The following is a 15,210-nucleotide window of genomic DNA, read 5'->3' as shown; positions in this document are numbered from 1 at the left end:
ACTACATTAGTTTAGGTGCTATGTCTGCCGATGTCACGGGGGCCATGAAGTGATAGACTAGCCCGGTATATTCTTTGCTACCGGGTGATTATGAGCAAGTTCGACCGCATTGCCGCGCAGTCAGCGGAACCGGCACATCAGCAGGAGAGTCAGTTTGAGCAGGACCGCCAGTTGATGGCGCGGGTGCTGGATATTTATGATCTGAAAACCGTGGCGGCAACGCTCAGCCAGCATGGCTGGACCCGTGAGGCGCTGAACCGCCTGGCGAAAGGTTCCGCAGCAACCAGGCTGCTGAGCGAAGCGGAGATCGACCTGCTCACCAGTATGCTTCCCACCCCGCCTGCTCATCACCCGCATTATGCCTTCCGCTTTATCGATCTGTTTGCCGGTATTGGCGGGATTCGCAGTGGTTTTGAAGCGATCGGTGGGCAGTGCGTGTTTACCAGCGAGTGGAACAAGTACTCGGTGAAAACATATAAAGCTAACTGGTACTGCGATCCGGAAACGCACGCCTTCAATCAGGATATTCGCGACGTCACGCTGAGTGGCAATCCGGCTATCGGCGAGCAGGAAGCTTACCTGCATATCGACCGGCAGGTGCCCGATCATGATGTGCTGCTGGCGGGCTTTCCCTGCCAGCCGTTCTCGCTGGCTGGCGTGTCGAAAAAGAATGCTTTAGGCCGTGCTCACGGTTTTGAGTGTGAAGCCCAGGGCACGCTGTTTTTCGATGTGGCACGGATTATCACCGCCAAAAAACCGGCGATCTTCGTGCTGGAGAACGTAAAAAACCTCAAGAGCCACGACAAGGGAAAAACTTTCCGCATCATTATGGATACGCTGGATGAGCTGGGTTACGACGTGGCCGATGCTGATGTCAGCGGGGCAGCCGATCCGAAGATTGTCGATGGCAAACATTTCCTGCCGCAGCACCGCGAACGTATTGTGCTGGTGGGATTCCGCCGCGATTTGAAACTGCCGACATTCAGCCTGACCTCGCTTTCCACTCTTTATCCTCAGAAAAGAACGCCGCTGCGTGACCTGCTGGAGCCAACGGTAGATGCGAAATACATCCTTACGCCGACGTTGTGGAAGTATCTTTATAATTATGCCAGGAAGCATCAGGCTAAAGGCAACGGGTTTGGCTACGGGCTGGTTAACCCGGAGAAAGAGAATGGCGTGGTGCGTACCCTGTCAGCACGCTACTACAAAGACGGGTCTGAAATTCTGATCGATCGTGGCTGGGATCACCTGCTGGGCGAAAGCGATTTTGACCATCCGCAGAACCAGCAGCGTCGTCCCCGCCGCCTGACGCCAAGAGAGTGCGCCCGGCTGATGGGGTTCGAAACCTCTGGCGGGTACGGCTTCCGCATCCCGGTCTCAGATACCCAGGCTTACCGGCAGTTCGGCAACTCGGTGGTGGTGCCTGCCTTCGGCGCGGTGGCAAAACTGCTGCTGCCGTGGATTGAGCAGGCGGTTAAGCTTAAGGCGCGCTAGTTTTTCTGCCGCTCTGCAGCAGCCAGACGCCAGGGAAGATCAGCAGTGTGGAGACGATTTCCACGCTGCCAATCGGCTCTCCGGCAAAGAAGTAGCCAATCAGCAGTGCAATGACCGGAGGGATGTAGGTGACCGACGAAGCGGTTACGGCCCCCAGAGAACGCACCAGATAATAATAGATAAAATAGGCTACGCCCGTTCCGAGAATCCCCAGCCCAATAACCAGGCCCAGCAGCGCCTTGCTGCTGGCAGTGATATTCATCATGCTGTCGAAGCCACCCGGCAACAGCAGGATAATCAGTGCTGCTCCCATCTGATAGTTAACCAGTGCCAGCGCGGGGATCGGCAGATCGCTGAGGAATTTTTTGGCATAGACAAACGACACACCGATGCACAGCGAACCGGCAATCATTAACCACAGGCCATGCTGGTCAACGGCCATTGCCTGCCATGGGCGGGCGATCATCAGCACACCAACCAGCCCCAGCGCTACGCCGAGCAGCTTACGTGGCGTGATCGGCTCATGGCGCAGAAAAATTGCGGCAACAATAAAGGAGAACAACGGGATGCAGCCGCTGATCACACCCGAAATGCCGGAGAGCAGCAGTGCGGTACCTGCCGCATAGGCCCAGTAATAGAGTACGGTGGCCAGTATGGCCATGACCACGAAATGTGGCGTATAGCGCCAGTGTTCCCGGCGGAACACTCCCTGCCACAATCCGATGATCAGCAGTGGGATAAAACCCAAAAAGACCCTGATCTGGACTATCTGCAACGGAGTAATCCAGGCGCTGGCCCAGTGCATAAAAATAAAATTACTGCCCCAAATCAATCCCAGCTGGGCAAATGCCAGTCCTGGTAGATTCATCTTTTCGCCACGGTTAAAAACAGCGATTGTCGGGAAAGGCGGTGCATGTTACAAGGCAGATAAACAGGTAAATAAAAGAGAAAAACTACGCCATGACTGTTTATCCTCCCCTGCGCGCGCTGGTGGCCTTCGACGAAGTGGTACGCAGAAACAGCATCAAGCTGGCGGCAGAAGCGCTGCACGTCACGCCGGGTGCCGTCGGCCAGCGGATTAAAAAGCTGGAGAGCGGGCTGGGGATTGCCCTGCTGGTGCAGGATGTGAGACGGATTACGGTGACGCCGGAAGAGATGAACTATCATCGGCAGATTGCGCCGCTGCTCGGACAGATTGCGCAGGTCAGCCAGGCGGTAAGGCATCCGCAGAAGCGCCAGATCAGGCTGTCGATGCCGCCGGGGCTGGCGGCGAAGTGGTTCAGCCCGCGGCTGGGTGATTTTATCCGGGCTTTCCCGCAGTACGATTTGTATCTCAATGCCACCACTTCTTACGTTGACCTGGCCGCCGGACAGGCGGATATGCTGATCCGCCATTTTGACGGCGACAGCAAACAGTTCTTCACCCGGCTGCTGGTTAATGATGACAGCTCAGTTTTTGCCAGCCCGCGCTACATTGAGGCGAAGCAGCTGAGATGTGCAGAGGATCTACAGCGGGCAACGCTGCTGCACAGCACGCTGCATCCGTGGTAGCCGGTGTGGCTGCGGATTAACAGCAGCCTCAGCGACGGTGATATCAGTGAAATCTCCGGCATCCATTTTGACCAGACGCTGCTGGCGATAGAAGCGGCAAAGGCCGGGCAGGGGGTAATGATCACCGATCCGCTGCTGCTGGAAAGTGAGCTGGCGCAGGGGGAGCTGGTGCAGCTGTTTACCGTCAGGGCGCCGAGCCATAAAGGCTACTATCTGTTAATGAATAAGGCGCAGGCTGGCGAGCGGCACCTGATCGCCATCGCGGACTGGCTGACCGGCCAGATCCCGCGTAAAGGGAAAGACTATACTTAGTCAGAAAATAAGGATGATGCTATGCCTGACGTTCACTCCTCTGAGACCCGCAGTAAAAACATGCGCGCCATCCGCACGCGCGACACCGCCATTGAAAACCGCCTGGCAGAATTGCTGGCAGAGCTGGGATTCAGCTACCGCGTGCAGGATAAATCGCTGCCCGGACGGCCGGATTTCGTGCTGGATAAATATCAGACCATTATCTTTGTGCACGGCTGCTTCTGGCATCACCACCACTGCCATCTCTTTAAGGTTCCCGCCACCCGTACCGCCTTCTGGATGGGGAAAATCGGCAGTAACGTGGAGCGGGACAAACGCTACATCGCCGAACTGAGCGCGGCAGGCTGGAAAGTGCTGGTGGTGTGGGAATGTGCGCTGCGCGGTAAAACGAAGCTCGAAGAAGAGGCCATGACCTCCCGGCTGGAAGAGTGGATTTTCGCCGGGGAGGGCAATGGTGAAATTGACTGGCAGGGGATTCGCCAGATGATCGACTGAACTAGAAGGTCACCAGCAGTCTGCTCCATCTGAAGCGCAGCATTGCCAGCGTCAGCATAACCGACAGCATAAAGGTCAGGAAGATCACCAGCAGCTTGGTGCCCAGTGAGGTAATGGAGATCCACCGGATCAGCAAATTGAAAAAAGAGTAGTGCAGAATATACACCCCGGTCATGGTTTTGCTCAGCTTCGCCGCAAGGCTTTGCAAGCCCTGCCCCACAGAAAGACCATTTACCGCAATAATGATTAACACCACCAGAATATACACCTGAGAGCCAGTGAGAATAAAACCGTTACGCTCGACGCTGAACAGGGTGAAGAAAAAGTGTTTCTCATACAGCCAGGTCAGGACATAAACAAAGGGGACGGCTATCAGGGCAGAGCGCGCCACTGCTGGCCGCGAATAGAAGGTCGCCACTGCGGGATCGAACAGCAGCTGGCCGGATAAATAATACAACACCCACGTCCACAGCCTGAATTCAGCGGGCAGGATAAACCACTGGTGATCTGCGATATGGAGCGCCAGCAAATCATAGCCGAATGCCAGCAGCAGAATAACAGCGATGGTGGCAATCAGCAGTCGCCTGCGCCGGGCCAGCTGGTCGATCAAAGAGTGAAAGCAATAGATGATTAGCAGCGCCAGCACGAACCATGGCTGGATCAGATAGCCTTTGTAATAAGGCCCGACAAAATACCAGACCAGATACCAGAATGCGAAAATCAGCAGGATGGCGCCGATTTTTTTCAGCCGCCACTGATTGTTGTGCGGGCTGCTGGCATCCAGATAGCCCGCTACCACAAAGAACAGCGGTGTGGAGATGGTGGAAATGAAGGTCAGAAAAGCAAGGATGGTATTGTAGTTATAAGAATAATTATCGTAGGTGTTATACAGCGTAAAGAAGGTAACCGCCGTCAGACAACCCAGAGTTTTGATCAGGTTCAGGCCTGTATTGTTCATCGACGTATGTCCATGCCTTTAAAACGGCCAGTATGATATCACGGCGGTAAACCTGTAAAATAAACGCCTTATCAACGTGTTACCTGGGGTGCCTGCGGTATAAATTTTTGCTGATTAATCAATTGGTTGTCTGTTTTCCGTGATCACCGGTTTAATGGTCGGTTTGCCGGGAAACAGATATTTACCCAGCGTCACCAGAACAACCGCCAGCACGATGATCGCCAGCGCCAGCCACTCAATCTGGTTCTGTCGCATTAAGGTGGGCTCAGGTAACATGTTGTTTTTATTAACGTTTACTGACCATGTCTCTGATCCGAAGAGCCTTTAAACGCCTGCATTATCCCACCGATATTATTGCCCAGTGTGTCCGCTGGCATCTGGCTTATTCCCTGAGCCTGCGTAACCTGGAGGAGATGATGGCTGAGCGTGGGATTGCCGTTGACCATTCCACGCTTCACCGCTGGGTTATCCGCCTGGTACCTCTGCTGGATAAGGCGTTTCGCCGGAATAAACGTGCCGTGGGTCGCCGGTGGCGAATGGATGAGACCTACATAAAAGTCAGAGGGCAGTGGAAATATCTGTACCGGGCCATCGATACTGACGGTCAGACAATCGACTTTCTGCTGACGGCGAAGCGGGATGCCGCAGCGGCCCTGCGCTTCTTTCGTAAGGCCATCCGACATCACGGCCAGCCAGAAGTCGTGACCATAGACAAAAGTGGAGCTAATACAGCAGTACTCGCAGTGCTTAACGCCGACAGAGAAGACGATGGTCGCATTAGGGTCAGGCAGAGTAAGTATCTGAACAATCTGATTGAGCAGGATCACCGGAATATCAAACGACGAATACGTCTGATGCTGAGATTCAAATCATTTCGTCGGGCACAGACCATCCTGGCGGGAATAGAGCTGGTCCACATGATACGCAAAGAGCAGTACGGGCATCCGGACGGTGACGGACTGTCCCCGGCAGAGCAATTTTATCTGATGGCTATGTGAAAAACAGGCAATGCACTTTTTGCCAGCCTGCTGCCGTTAATGCGACAGAACCGATCAATTTGTCCTGGCGATTATATTGCCGTCTTTTACATAATTTGCATATTCAGGTCATAATTGCTTAGATCACACTCTTTAACATTCCTCTGTCCACGGTGGATTATGGCCAGTATCAAACTCACGGTAAGACGACTGTACAAAATCAGCGGGGAGCGCATGGTCAATACTCAGGCGACCGCACGCATTTATGTTGGTGACAAGCTGGTGGCAACAGAGGATGTCTCCGGGATGACGGAAAGTCCGGTCAGCAAATATCTGCACCACCAGGAGGCCGAAGGGCAGCCGGTACGGGTGGAGTGGGAGTGTGACGGCATTGCCGATATGGCGGTGACCGAGTTGCAGGTTTGTCCCTGCTGTCAGCATGATTAACGAAAAGGAAGGATATTTTGGCAGGAAGTAGCTTACTGACATTACTGGATGATATTGCCACGTTGCTTGATGATATTTCGGTGATGGGCAAGGTGGCGGCAAAGAAGACCGCAGGCGTGCTGGGCGATGACCTGTCGCTGAACGCGCAGCAGGTAAGCGGAGTGAAGGCCAATCGCGAACTGCCGGTAGTCTGGGGCGTGGCGAAAGGCTCTTTTCTGAATAAATTGATTCTGGTGCCGCTGGCGCTGGTGATAAGCTGGCTGGCTCCTTGGGCGATAACGCCGTTACTGATGGTGGGGGGGGCCTACCTCTGTTATGAAGGCGTGGAAAAAGTTTTCCACAGCCTGCATAAAGACAAGTCAGCGAAAACCGACGAAGCGCGCGAACAGCGGTTGCGCAATCTGGATAAGCAGGAAGCGGCAGAATTTGAAAAGAAGAAAGTGAAGGGCGCTGTTCGTACCGACTTTATTCTTTCTGCCGAGATTGTGGCGATCACCCTCGGAATTGTTTCTGAAGCTCCGCTGCTCAATCAGGTGCTGATCCTCTCCGGCATTGCCATTCTGGTCACCGTAGGCGTCTATGGCATTGTGGCCGGCATCGTTAAAATTGACGATTTGGGCCTGTGGCTGAAGCAGAAATCCTCCTCGCTGGCGCAGGGAGTTGGCAGCTTCCTGCTGGCGATGGCCCCGCAGATGATGAAGGTGTTATCAGTGGTGGGTACGCTGGCGATGTTTCTGGTGGGTGGCGGGATTATTGCCCATGGCATTCCGCAGGTTCACCATTTTATCAGCGACTTCACGGCGGATTACAGCGGCCTGATGGCTTCGCTGGTCAGCAACCTGGCAAACCTGGTGCTGGGCTTTATCGTGGGGTCGATCGTGCTGTCAGTGGTAAATCTGATTGCCAGAGCCAGGGCATAATCAGTATAAAGGCAGCTTATCAGCAAGTCAGCAATCCGGAGTGATGATGAAAGACGACATTTTTGAATTTGATATTGATGCTCAGCTGGAGCAAGCCGAAGCTAACGCAGAAAAGAAAGCCAGTGAAGTCCCGGCTGATACAGGCGATGAAGCGGATTGTGAAGGATGTAAAATCTAGTCCACATCACCCCTTTTCTGCCTTAAAAGCGAGTAATTAACCTTACTCGCTTTTTTTATTTTTCGCATTTTTAACTGCTTAATTCGATTTAACAAAACTTTTACCTGTCATTAACGGAATTATCCTGCCCTGCCTGCTATACCTAAATTTCCCGGCGTGAGGTCTGGTAATCCAGCACAGGAGACAGGCATGATTCTGATCAGTGAGGAAGTGCAGCTTAAAGAAGGCGGTCCGGCAATGATTGTTACCGGCTATGCCAGCGGCATGGTCGAGTGCCGCTGGTACGATGGCCACAGCGTCAGGCGTGAGGCGTTCAGGGAAGATGAACTCTGTCCTCTGAACCTCGTTCAGGGCCAGCTTGCCAGTTAGCAAGGCACCGAACAGGACGAGCATTTTCGTCCTGTTTTCATTTATTTCTCTTTAACTTGCCGCTGGCGCGCGCGGCGCGTCGCAACTAAACTCTCAGGATTATCTGCATTTGCAGAGTGGCGATCCGGGAGTCTGACGCTTTGAATCGAACCAAAGAGTTTTGGCTCTTACGGCCCAAAACAGTCATTCATATCTGTTTTCTGCTGGTCTTTCTGTTTTCCACGACGCTCACCTGGCGCGAAGCTATGGTGCTGAAAAATACCTATGAGGTGAATCAGCAAATCGGGCTTAACACTATCACCAGCGGGCTGGAACGCCAGTTGCAGCGCAGCCTTGATGAGCTGTTTTTTTATCGCAATATGCTGGTGCATGCCATGCAGTCACCGGTGGAAAACGATAACATCCGCAAACAGCTCAGACTCTTTCAGCAACTTCGTTCGCTCTCTGTCTGGCACCTGACTCCCAATATTAAACGCACTATGCCGCTTAGCGGAATTTCTGATGATGAGCTCAAGCTATTCCCGCTGATGGAGAGGCATGACGGTGAAGGGATGAAAAATGAGCTGACCGCGGCCATGGAGATGAGCTTCATTCTGCAACTCAACGACCCCAACCACAATTTTCACTCGCGACTGTGGTATATCTCTCGATCGGGTTTTTTCCTCAGTTCCAAACCGCCTTCAGACGATAAGGAAACGCTGGAAAGCTTCGGCCTGTTTATGAAACGTTCCTATTTTACAGGTATGAGCCCGGAGCTTAATCCGCAGCGTAAAACCCGCTGGAGCAGATTATATGACGGGGCGTTTGAGGAAGGAAAAATGGTGACGGCCAGCCTGCCGGTGGATTTGAACGGACACTGGTATGGCGTGCTGGCGATGGATTTCTCTGCCAGCCGCGTCAGCGACTTCTTGCAGCACGTTACGCCTCAGTCCCATCTGGGGTCCGTGCAGTTTTACGATCGGGAGATGAATTTGATTGCGGCTTCTCCCGGCAGCCAGCTCATCAGGGAGCAACTCGACGCCGGTGAGGTGAACAAACTGATAAAGGCGGTCAAAAAGAGCAAACAGGGCGCTTTGCGTTTTGGAACGTTGTTTCTCTCCTGGGTGAAAACCAGCAATTCCGAAGGCGTGATGGTCAATGTCGATACGCTGAGGGAAGGGATTCAGGGTGAGACTGGCCATGTCACTCTGGTACTGGTGTTGATGTGGTTGCTGTTCTCCCTGGTGCTGGTGCTGTCGCATCAGGCCATTATCACGCTGGTGACCCGCATGCTGAAACTGCAGGAGCAGCTGAGCTGGCGGGCAAACTACGACAGGCTGACCAGAATGCTGAACCGGAGCGCATTTTTTGACCGCGCGGACGAACTGGCTCGGGGCTGCCAGTTGAAGCAGCAGGCTTTTGCGCTTATCCAGCTGGATCTTGACCGCTTCAAACTGGTCAATGACACTCACGGGCACCAGGCTGGCGATCGGGTACTCTCGCATGCGGCGGCCATCCTGCAGGAAACGATCAGGGTGAAGGATGCGGCGGCCGGGTAGGTGGTGAAGAATTTTGCATTGCGTTGCCGGATACCAGTAAGGAAGAGGCGATAGCGATTGCCGAAAGGGTGAGAGAGAAACTGGCGAAGAAGCAGGTGCCGGTTTCCAGTACGCTGCTGCTGCACATTACCGCTTCATTCGGCGTGGCCTGCAGCGAAGAGTGCGGGGATTATGAGTTTGAAAGCCTGCAGTCGGTTGCCGACGGCAGGCTTTATATTGCTAAAGAATCAGGGCGTAACCGCGTATGCAGCGAAGGTTAAACTTTCCCTTCATTATCCTCTTCCACCGCGTGGTAGATGCGCTGCAGAATGTCAGGGAAAGCCGACTGTACGCGGCTCCAGCTGGGGATAAACGGCTTTTCATTCGGGCGTTCAATAAATGACTGCCCGGCTTCCAGAATCGACTGGGTAAACATCTCCACCGCGGCTTCTTCCGCATGCTGGTCGAACTTCAGGCCGTTCATGTTGGCCTCATGGTTATAAATTTCCATCATATCCAGCGCATTACGATAGTAAGTGGCCTTCAGCACGCGGAAGGAGTCACTGGTAATATTCACCCCCATCGTGGCCATTTTCCGCAGCAGCGACTGGACAATATCATTACTCATCCGGCGCAGGCCGCCGGTACCATCCTCTTCCGACAGCGGCTGATGCTTATGGTCATAGTTATTCGCAATCTCAACCTGACAGCTCTGGCGCGTGGTGTAGTTGCGGTAAATTTCCGACAGCACGCCAATCTCCAGCCCCCAGTCACCGGGAATTTTTATGCCGTTCAGCACGTGGGTGCGCATAGCGAATTCACCTGAAAGCGGATAGCGGAAGCTGCTGAGATAATCGAGATATTCCGAGTGACCATACACTTTTTGCAGCGATCGCAGCAGTGGGCCGACCAGCAGGCGTCCCACGCGCCCGTTGAGTTTGTTGTCGGCCACGCGGGCGTAAAATCCTTTACAGAACTCGTACTGGAACGAAGGGTTGGCCAGCGGGTAGAGCAGGCGGGCCAGCATGCCGCGCTCATAGGTGACGATATCGCAGTCATGCAACGCAACGCAGGCTGAACGGTCCGAGGCCAGCGTATAGCCAGTGCAGAACCAGACGTTGCGGCCTTTGCCTGGCTGGGAGGGCGACAGGCCCTCTTTATCCAGCTCGGCATCGATAGCTTTCAGGCGCGGGCCGTCGTTCCACAAAATTCGGTGGCGCTGCGGCAGACGGGAGAAAAACTCCCGTGCATGCAGAAACTGATCCCGGTCGGCCCGATCCAGCCCGATAACAATCTCTTCCAGGTAGGGCACCTTTGCCAGTTCATCCACAATATGGCCGAGCGCCGGCCCCTCAAGTTCGGAAAACAGTGACGGCAGAATCAGCGCCATTTTGCGTTTAGTGGAGAACTGCATCAGATCTCTCTCCAGCTCGTCCACGGAGCGGCCGGTGAGATTATGAAAATTGGTTATCACGCCATTCTGGAAAAAATCACTCATCGTCTTCCCCTTAAAACGCTGCGCCTTGCGGGCACGTTGAAATTAATTCCGGACAAAATGCGACAGGCCTTCGCTCCAGCCCAGTGGGCCATAGTCTGTGCTGTAATAAATATTCTCTTTATCCTTGCGTAACAGTTGCAAGCTGTTCTTACTGTAGCCTTTTATCACTACGGCGTGATTCACTTCGTCGAGCATGGGCGCATCGTTAGGGCCATCACCGAGGCCGAGGGTGACCCAGTGTTTTCCCTGCGGAGGTGGATAGTGGGCCAGCAGCCAGGCCAGCGCCGTCCCTTTGCCACGTCCCTGATTCATCACGTGCCAGAAGCGCCCGCCCTGCACCAGTTCAAGTTTTTCCTCCGCCAGCGCCTGCTGAAAAGCGATAAAATTTTCTGCGCTGTCACGCCAGATGAGGCTTTCTGAACCCTCCCGTTTCATCGCCAGAGCGGCATTACCCGGCGTCAGGCCGGTCCAGTCCGCCACTTCCTTTTCCGTCACATCGGAAAAACCGGTGAATCTGAAGCCATACTGCTCACGGAAGTGCTGGAGCGTCGCACAGAGCGCAGGATAATTTTTTCCTGGCTGAGAGGTGCCGGCGAGTTCATTGAGGTTTTTCCATTTCACAATCGCGCCGTTCTCAGCAATAAAAGGCGCGCCGGTAATGCCCAGCGACTGCTGTAAGGGCAGAATTTCAGCCGCCGTTTTACTGGAACAAATGACGATTGGGACCCCGGCGGCTTTGAGGCGGTCAAGCCAGGGCTGCGCGGGCTGCCAGCTGTAGGTGTGATGATCCAGCAGTGAGCCGTCAAGGTCGGTCACAATCATCAGCGGATCCTGGAGCGTGGGCATGGTCATTACCTCAATCAGAGCCGGACAAAAAAGCAGGATAATCATTGAGTATAGCGTTCTTGCTCACCTTCGGATCCAGGGCGGGAGAGAATTCCGGTGGCGTAAGGGGGATTGCTGCCAGCAATTGTCTTGAATGGTCGAAGTGGCAGGCATGGAGAAGAACCGGGAAAGGGCGGAAAAAAGGCAAAAAAAAGCCCGCGCTGCGCGGGCAAAAATCCTTGTTACTTTTTAAGTTGACTGCGCCTTTGGGGTTGGTGCAGTGGGGACAGTGTAAGCGGGCAGCCCGTAAGAAGTCTCACCGTGAAACGTTAAAAAAACGAAAAGGCCTTCAGGCTTTTTACCTTACGTAGTTTTACAACGGGCTTAGGGTGGGCTGAGTGATAACTGCTATATTTATCAATCGATTATAAAACGAACTTTTTTCCTGCAGCGGAGGCATTATGGATTTTATCCGGATAATTATTGCAATACTTCTTCCCCCTTTAGGTGTGTTTATGCAGGTGGGTTTCGGCGGGGCGTTCTGGCTGAATATCCTGCTGACTCTGTGCGGCTACATTCCGGGTATTGTGCACGCGGTATGGGTGATTGCCCGGCGCTAAGTCAACGTCTGTTCCGGCAAAGCGGGTTATTCTCGGATAAACTTAGTGGAACACATAAAGGGAGACTGACATTATGAAAGTGAACGATCGGGTGACGGTGAAAACTGACGGCGGGCCGCGCAGGCCGGGCACGGTGCTGGCAGTGGAAGACTTCAGCGAGGGCACCATGTTTCTGGTTGCGCTGGAGGATTATCCGATGGGGATCTGGTTCTTTAACGAAACAGGCCATTCGGACGGCATTTTTGTCGAACCGCATCCATAAAAATGGCGCTCCTGACGGGATCTGTTCCGTGATAACGGGCGGGGATAATCATTGATCCGGAAGGGAGACCGTCTCTGCAAACGTGCGTATCTTACAGCTAAGGGGCGAATAGTCGCCCCTTAGCTTTTACTAACACGCTTCAGCCGGTCAGCAGTTAAAAGGTTTCCCAGTTATCGCTGCTGGTGGCAAGAGCTGGACGGGCCGGGATCGGCAAAGCTTTCGCCGGGCTGGCAGCCGGGACCTGAGTGGCTGTTTTATGCGGCGCGCTGTCGCTGAGGTGGAAAGCGGCCACGGCCTGAGTCAGGCGGGAGGCCTGCTCTTCCAGTGAGGAGGCTGCCGCAGAGGCTTCCTCAACCAGCGAGGCGTTCTGCTGGGTGACATTATCCATTTCGGTCACTGCCAGACTGACCTGCTGAATCCCGCGGCTCTGCTCATCGGATGCGGCAGCAATCTCCGCCATGATATCGGTCACGCGGCGAACGGCTTCCACGATGTCTGTCATCGTATCGCCTGCATGGGTAACCTGAGACGATCCTTTGCCGATCAAATCGACTGACTCGGCAATCAGCCCCTCAATCTCCTTCGCCGCACCGGCACTGCGCTGCGCCAGGTTACGCACTTCACTGGCCACCACCGCAAATCCGCGACCCTGTTCACCTGCGCGTGCTGCTTCCACCGCGGCGTTCAGTGCCAGAATGTTGGTCTGGAAGGCAATGCTGTTGATCACCGTGGTGATCTCGGCGATTTTCTTCGAGCTGCCGGAAATATTGTTCATGGTGCTGATCACCCCGGAAACAATGTCGCCACCCTGGCGGGCCTTTCCGGAAGCATCGGCGGCAAGCTGGCTGGCGTGATGGGCGTTCTCGGCATTCTGTTTAACCGTTGCGGTCAGTTCTTCCATGCTGGCTGCGGTCTGTTCCAGCGCGGCAGCCTGCTGCTCGGTACGGGAGGAGAGGTCGGTGTTACCGGCAGAGATCTCGCTGGAACCCTGGTAAATTGCCACGGCACCTTCACGTACCGTGCCGACAGTTTTGACCAGCGACTGCTGCATAGTCTGAAGGTTGCTGCCGAGCGTTCCAATTTCACTGCGTCCCCAGGTCTGGAGCGGGGCGGTCAGATCCCCACGGGAGATATGCTCAATGCGGTCGACGGCCTGACGCAGGGGGGTAATCACTACCCGACGGAGAAAGACGAAGGTGGCCAGAGTCAGCAGCAGAGCCGCACCAAAGGCGCAGGCCATCATAATAAAGCCGTTGCGCGTTTGTGCATCCGCTTCGTTGTTGATGGCATCGGCACGTTGAGTACGGATGGCGATAGCCTTCAGCAGGACGTCGTTATAAGCGTCATCCAGCTTGCGGGTATAATCTGTTTCCTGGGCTATCACGCCTTCAAAACTGCCATCTTTGGCCGCTTTCACCATCGGCAGTAAACCTTGCGTCACATAGGCATCAAAGCGGGCTTTTAATTCGCCATCCAGTGCCTGGTCAGCCGGCGTTTTTACCCGACGTTTTAAATAAGCGTTAAAGCTGTCGGTGGCCTGCTGTATGCGCTTTTCCGTTTGCTTAAGATTATCGCTGAAGGCGTCCATTTCGCCGATACGGGCTGAAGCACCGGCGTGGATCACGTTCAGGCGGGCGGTCCGAAGGTGGTTGGAGCTGTTGGATATAGCCATGCGCACCTGAATCTCTTCAGTGACATCCTTTAATGACTGATTACTCTGAATCAAAAAATAACTGGCGAGGCCAATACACAGGGCAAATAACAGCAAAATTCCGCCGAGGATGGCGGCAAAGAGAGGAACGAGTCGCAGATGCTGCCAGAAACTGGGCGTTTCGGCGCTGATTTGTGATGATTTCATATCCTTTTGCTCTCTGTGAGGGGAAGCGAAGCCGGGCTACGGTCTGTAGAGAGAGCATCGGCAGTATGCAGAAAAGTCTTAACAAAGAATTGCGATCTGGTTAACAAAATCAGTAAGAAGATTGTCTGGAGGTTGCAGAGGGGGAACGTGCTTTGTAACTAAACTTACGGAAACCTGACGGCAAAAATTACCGGACTATATCTGTCATAAAGATGTAAAAAAAGAAAATAAAAAAGCCGACAAGCGTCGGCTTTTTCACATCTTGTTATCTTACATTAACGTAGATACCGCTGGTGACGTAATCCGTTAAACGGACAACATGATAAATAACCTGTTTGTTGTGTGTTTTAATTTTACGTTTAATATTTCCCTTGTGGGAAGAAACTGTCTTGGCCTTAATTTGCATTTTGTCCGATATCTGAATGGTATCGTGACCAGACATCCACATTTTTAACATGTTTGATTCTGTCTGGCTTAACGTCAGTGGATGAACGTCGAAACCAGCGGAATAACGTGGCGAAACGTTGAGTTTCTTTTGAAAATACGACAGCAGCAGATTGTCCAGCGTAGCCGGTTTTATCGATTTTGATGTAATAATCAGGTTCTTACGAACGTAGAGGTATTCCTCAAAATGGATATTGGATATCGCCATAAAGATGAAGAACAGTGTGTCAGGATGCTGCATAATAATTGTTCTTATGCGCTGGCTGGCATCTGCTTCATGAATAAAGCAATCTTCATTAATAAAAACTACGCCTGGCTGGTACTGTTGGCATTTGGTTTGTAACTGATCAATATCGGTAACAGAAGTTATATTTTTCTTTTTAACTCCTTTCACCGTCATATAATCTGTAAGCCCTAGTCGTGTATAGCTGCATGAATCCATTATAATTGTAGGCATTATTGCGACCCTCACCAAATTGTTATCC

Annotated in this window: 17 protein-coding genes and 2 pseudogenes; 12 read left to right on the top strand and 7 right to left on the bottom strand. The window is 53.2% G+C overall.

What is annotated here, in order from left to right:
* The first annotated feature begins 90 nt into the window (after positions 1-90).
* The gene (locus tag AC3Y5R_RS01715; RefSeq protein ID WP_489919864.1) at positions 91-1,494 is read left to right on the top strand and encodes a DNA cytosine methyltransferase; all 1,404 of its coding nucleotides are present in this window, start codon (positions 91-93) and stop codon (positions 1,492-1,494) included.
* Here the strand turns inward: AC3Y5R_RS01715 and AC3Y5R_RS01710 are convergent.
* Complete coding sequence (locus AC3Y5R_RS01710; protein WP_489919863.1) at positions 1,481-2,362, bottom strand: DMT family transporter; 882 nt, start codon at positions 2,360-2,362, stop codon at positions 1,481-1,483. The two genes, AC3Y5R_RS01715 and AC3Y5R_RS01710, sit on opposite strands and share 14 nt — an antisense overlap.
* A 92-nt stretch (positions 2,363-2,454) precedes the next feature.
* On the opposite strand from AC3Y5R_RS01710, the gene AC3Y5R_RS01705 reads away from it, so the two are divergent.
* From AC3Y5R_RS01705 to AC3Y5R_RS01695, 3 genes are read left to right on the top strand one after another with little or no spacing between them, the layout of a single operon-like run.
* On the top strand, positions 2,455-3,045 hold the full coding sequence (locus AC3Y5R_RS01705) for a LysR family transcriptional regulator (RefSeq protein ID WP_489919862.1): 591 nt from the start codon (positions 2,455-2,457) through the stop codon (positions 3,043-3,045).
* 3 nt (positions 3,046-3,048) lie between these two features.
* Positions 3,049-3,357, top strand: a complete 309-nt coding sequence (locus AC3Y5R_RS01700) for a type 2 periplasmic-binding domain-containing protein (RefSeq protein WP_489919861.1) — start codon at positions 3,049-3,051, stop codon at positions 3,355-3,357.
* Positions 3,358-3,378: 21 nt separating this feature from the next.
* The gene (locus AC3Y5R_RS01695; protein WP_489919860.1) at positions 3,379-3,852 is read left to right on the top strand and encodes a very short patch repair endonuclease; all 474 of its coding nucleotides are present in this window, start codon (positions 3,379-3,381) and stop codon (positions 3,850-3,852) included.
* Between the two features lies 1 nt (position 3,853).
* On the opposite strand, the gene AC3Y5R_RS01690 is transcribed toward AC3Y5R_RS01695, so the two are convergent.
* Both AC3Y5R_RS01690 and AC3Y5R_RS01685 read right to left on the bottom strand, forming a co-directional pair.
* Entirely contained in the window at positions 3,854-4,810 is a 957-nt protein-coding gene (locus tag AC3Y5R_RS01690; protein WP_489919859.1) for an acyltransferase family protein, read from the bottom strand.
* Between the two features lie 114 nt (positions 4,811-4,924).
* Positions 4,925-5,056 (bottom strand): annotated as a pseudogene (locus tag AC3Y5R_RS01685) (hypothetical protein); the annotation flags it as partial.
* 56 nt (positions 5,057-5,112) lie between these two features.
* Between AC3Y5R_RS01685 and AC3Y5R_RS01680 the strand changes: the two are divergent.
* The 6 genes and pseudogenes from AC3Y5R_RS01680 to dgcQ all read left to right on the top strand — a co-directional run bounded on the left by AC3Y5R_RS01680 (position 5,113) and on the right by dgcQ (position 9,499).
* Positions 5,113-5,808: an IS6 family transposase gene (locus AC3Y5R_RS01680; RefSeq protein WP_489919858.1), complete on the top strand. Its 696-nt coding sequence runs from the start codon at positions 5,113-5,115 to the stop codon at positions 5,806-5,808.
* A 159-nt stretch (positions 5,809-5,967) separates the two neighbouring features.
* Positions 5,968-6,234, top strand: coding sequence for a hypothetical protein (locus AC3Y5R_RS01675; RefSeq protein WP_158784411.1), 267 nt, complete (start codon positions 5,968-5,970; stop codon positions 6,232-6,234).
* A gap of 17 nt (positions 6,235-6,251) precedes the next feature.
* Positions 6,252-7,154 carry a DUF808 family protein gene (locus AC3Y5R_RS01670; RefSeq protein WP_158784412.1) on the top strand — a complete coding sequence of 301 codons (903 nt, stop codon included), beginning with the start codon at positions 6,252-6,254 and terminating at the stop codon, positions 7,152-7,154.
* Positions 7,155-7,200: 46 nt separating this feature from the next.
* Complete coding sequence (locus AC3Y5R_RS01665; protein WP_255455430.1) at positions 7,201-7,332, top strand: hypothetical protein; 132 nt, start codon at positions 7,201-7,203, stop codon at positions 7,330-7,332.
* A gap of 189 nt (positions 7,333-7,521) precedes the next feature.
* Positions 7,522-7,701 carry a YodC family protein gene (locus AC3Y5R_RS01660; RefSeq protein WP_158784413.1) on the top strand — a complete coding sequence of 60 codons (180 nt, stop codon included), beginning with the start codon at positions 7,522-7,524 and terminating at the stop codon, positions 7,699-7,701.
* A 116-nt stretch (positions 7,702-7,817) separates the two neighbouring features.
* Positions 7,818-9,499 (top strand): annotated as a pseudogene (gene dgcQ / locus AC3Y5R_RS01655) (cellulose biosynthesis regulator diguanylate cyclase DgcQ).
* Here the strand turns inward: dgcQ and AC3Y5R_RS01650 are convergent.
* Both AC3Y5R_RS01650 and AC3Y5R_RS01645 read right to left on the bottom strand, forming a co-directional pair.
* Positions 9,496-10,716: a glycosyltransferase family protein gene (locus AC3Y5R_RS01650; RefSeq protein WP_489919857.1), complete on the bottom strand. Its 1,221-nt coding sequence runs from the start codon at positions 10,714-10,716 to the stop codon at positions 9,496-9,498. The pseudogene dgcQ and the gene AC3Y5R_RS01650 sit on opposite strands and share 4 nt — an antisense overlap.
* 42 nt (positions 10,717-10,758) lie before the next feature.
* Complete coding sequence (locus tag AC3Y5R_RS01645) at positions 10,759-11,562, bottom strand: mannosyl-3-phosphoglycerate phosphatase-related protein (RefSeq protein ID WP_489919856.1); 804 nt, start codon at positions 11,560-11,562, stop codon at positions 10,759-10,761.
* A gap of 440 nt (positions 11,563-12,002) precedes the next feature.
* Between AC3Y5R_RS01645 and AC3Y5R_RS01640 the strand changes: the two genes are divergently transcribed.
* Both AC3Y5R_RS01640 and dsrB read left to right on the top strand, forming a co-directional pair.
* On the top strand, positions 12,003-12,161 hold the full coding sequence (locus tag AC3Y5R_RS01640) for a YqaE/Pmp3 family membrane protein (RefSeq protein WP_158784417.1): 159 nt from the start codon (positions 12,003-12,005) through the stop codon (positions 12,159-12,161).
* Positions 12,162-12,234: 73 nt separating this feature from the next.
* The gene (dsrB, locus tag AC3Y5R_RS01635; RefSeq protein WP_158784418.1) at positions 12,235-12,423 is read left to right on the top strand and encodes a protein DsrB; all 189 of its coding nucleotides are present in this window, start codon (positions 12,235-12,237) and stop codon (positions 12,421-12,423) included.
* A gap of 154 nt (positions 12,424-12,577) precedes the next feature.
* Here the strand turns inward: dsrB and AC3Y5R_RS01630 are convergent, their stop codons facing one another.
* Positions 12,578-14,281, bottom strand: a complete 1,704-nt coding sequence (locus AC3Y5R_RS01630) for a methyl-accepting chemotaxis protein (RefSeq protein WP_489919855.1) — start codon at positions 14,279-14,281, stop codon at positions 12,578-12,580.
* A gap of 265 nt (positions 14,282-14,546) precedes the next feature.
* Entirely contained in the window at positions 14,547-15,182 is a 636-nt protein-coding gene (gene rcsA / locus AC3Y5R_RS01625; protein WP_489919854.1) for a transcriptional regulator RcsA, read from the bottom strand.
* Between the last annotated feature and the right edge of the window lie 28 nt (positions 15,183-15,210).

It is taken from the genome of Erwinia sp. 009765445 (assembly GCF_058137865.1).
Note: the sequence above shows the minus strand (reverse complement) of the source record. Positions and strands in the feature narration are given on the sequence as shown.

What these genes read in the sequence shown, in the direction of transcription:
- AC3Y5R_RS01715 (WP_489919864.1), top strand. Translation starts at nt 91, where the DNA reads ATGAGCAAGTTCGACCGCATTGCCGCGCAGTCAGCGGAACCGGCACAT.
- AC3Y5R_RS01710 (WP_489919863.1), bottom strand. Translation starts at nt 2,362, where the DNA reads ATGAATCTACCAGGACTGGCATTTGCCCAGCTGGGATTGATTTGGGGC.
- AC3Y5R_RS01705 (WP_489919862.1), top strand. Translation starts at nt 2,455, where the DNA reads ATGACTGTTTATCCTCCCCTGCGCGCGCTGGTGGCCTTCGACGAAGTG.
- AC3Y5R_RS01695 (WP_489919860.1), top strand. Translation starts at nt 3,379, where the DNA reads ATGCCTGACGTTCACTCCTCTGAGACCCGCAGTAAAAACATGCGCGCC.
- AC3Y5R_RS01690 (WP_489919859.1), bottom strand. Translation starts at nt 4,810, where the DNA reads ATGAACAATACAGGCCTGAACCTGATCAAAACTCTGGGTTGTCTGACG.
- AC3Y5R_RS01680 (WP_489919858.1), top strand. Translation starts at nt 5,113, where the DNA reads ATGTCTCTGATCCGAAGAGCCTTTAAACGCCTGCATTATCCCACCGAT.
- AC3Y5R_RS01675 (WP_158784411.1), top strand. Translation starts at nt 5,968, where the DNA reads ATGGCCAGTATCAAACTCACGGTAAGACGACTGTACAAAATCAGCGGG.
- AC3Y5R_RS01665 (WP_255455430.1), top strand. Translation starts at nt 7,201, where the DNA reads ATGAAAGACGACATTTTTGAATTTGATATTGATGCTCAGCTGGAGCAA.
- AC3Y5R_RS01660 (WP_158784413.1), top strand. Translation starts at nt 7,522, where the DNA reads ATGATTCTGATCAGTGAGGAAGTGCAGCTTAAAGAAGGCGGTCCGGCA.
- AC3Y5R_RS01650 (WP_489919857.1), bottom strand. Translation starts at nt 10,716, where the DNA reads ATGAGTGATTTTTTCCAGAATGGCGTGATAACCAATTTTCATAATCTC.
- AC3Y5R_RS01645 (WP_489919856.1), bottom strand. Translation starts at nt 11,562, where the DNA reads ATGCCCACGCTCCAGGATCCGCTGATGATTGTGACCGACCTTGACGGC.
- AC3Y5R_RS01640 (WP_158784417.1), top strand. Translation starts at nt 12,003, where the DNA reads ATGGATTTTATCCGGATAATTATTGCAATACTTCTTCCCCCTTTAGGT.
- dsrB (WP_158784418.1), top strand. Translation starts at nt 12,235, where the DNA reads ATGAAAGTGAACGATCGGGTGACGGTGAAAACTGACGGCGGGCCGCGC.
- AC3Y5R_RS01630 (WP_489919855.1), bottom strand. Translation starts at nt 14,281, where the DNA reads ATGAAATCATCACAAATCAGCGCCGAAACGCCCAGTTTCTGGCAGCAT.
- rcsA (WP_489919854.1), bottom strand. Translation starts at nt 15,182, where the DNA reads ATGCCTACAATTATAATGGATTCATGCAGCTATACACGACTAGGGCTT.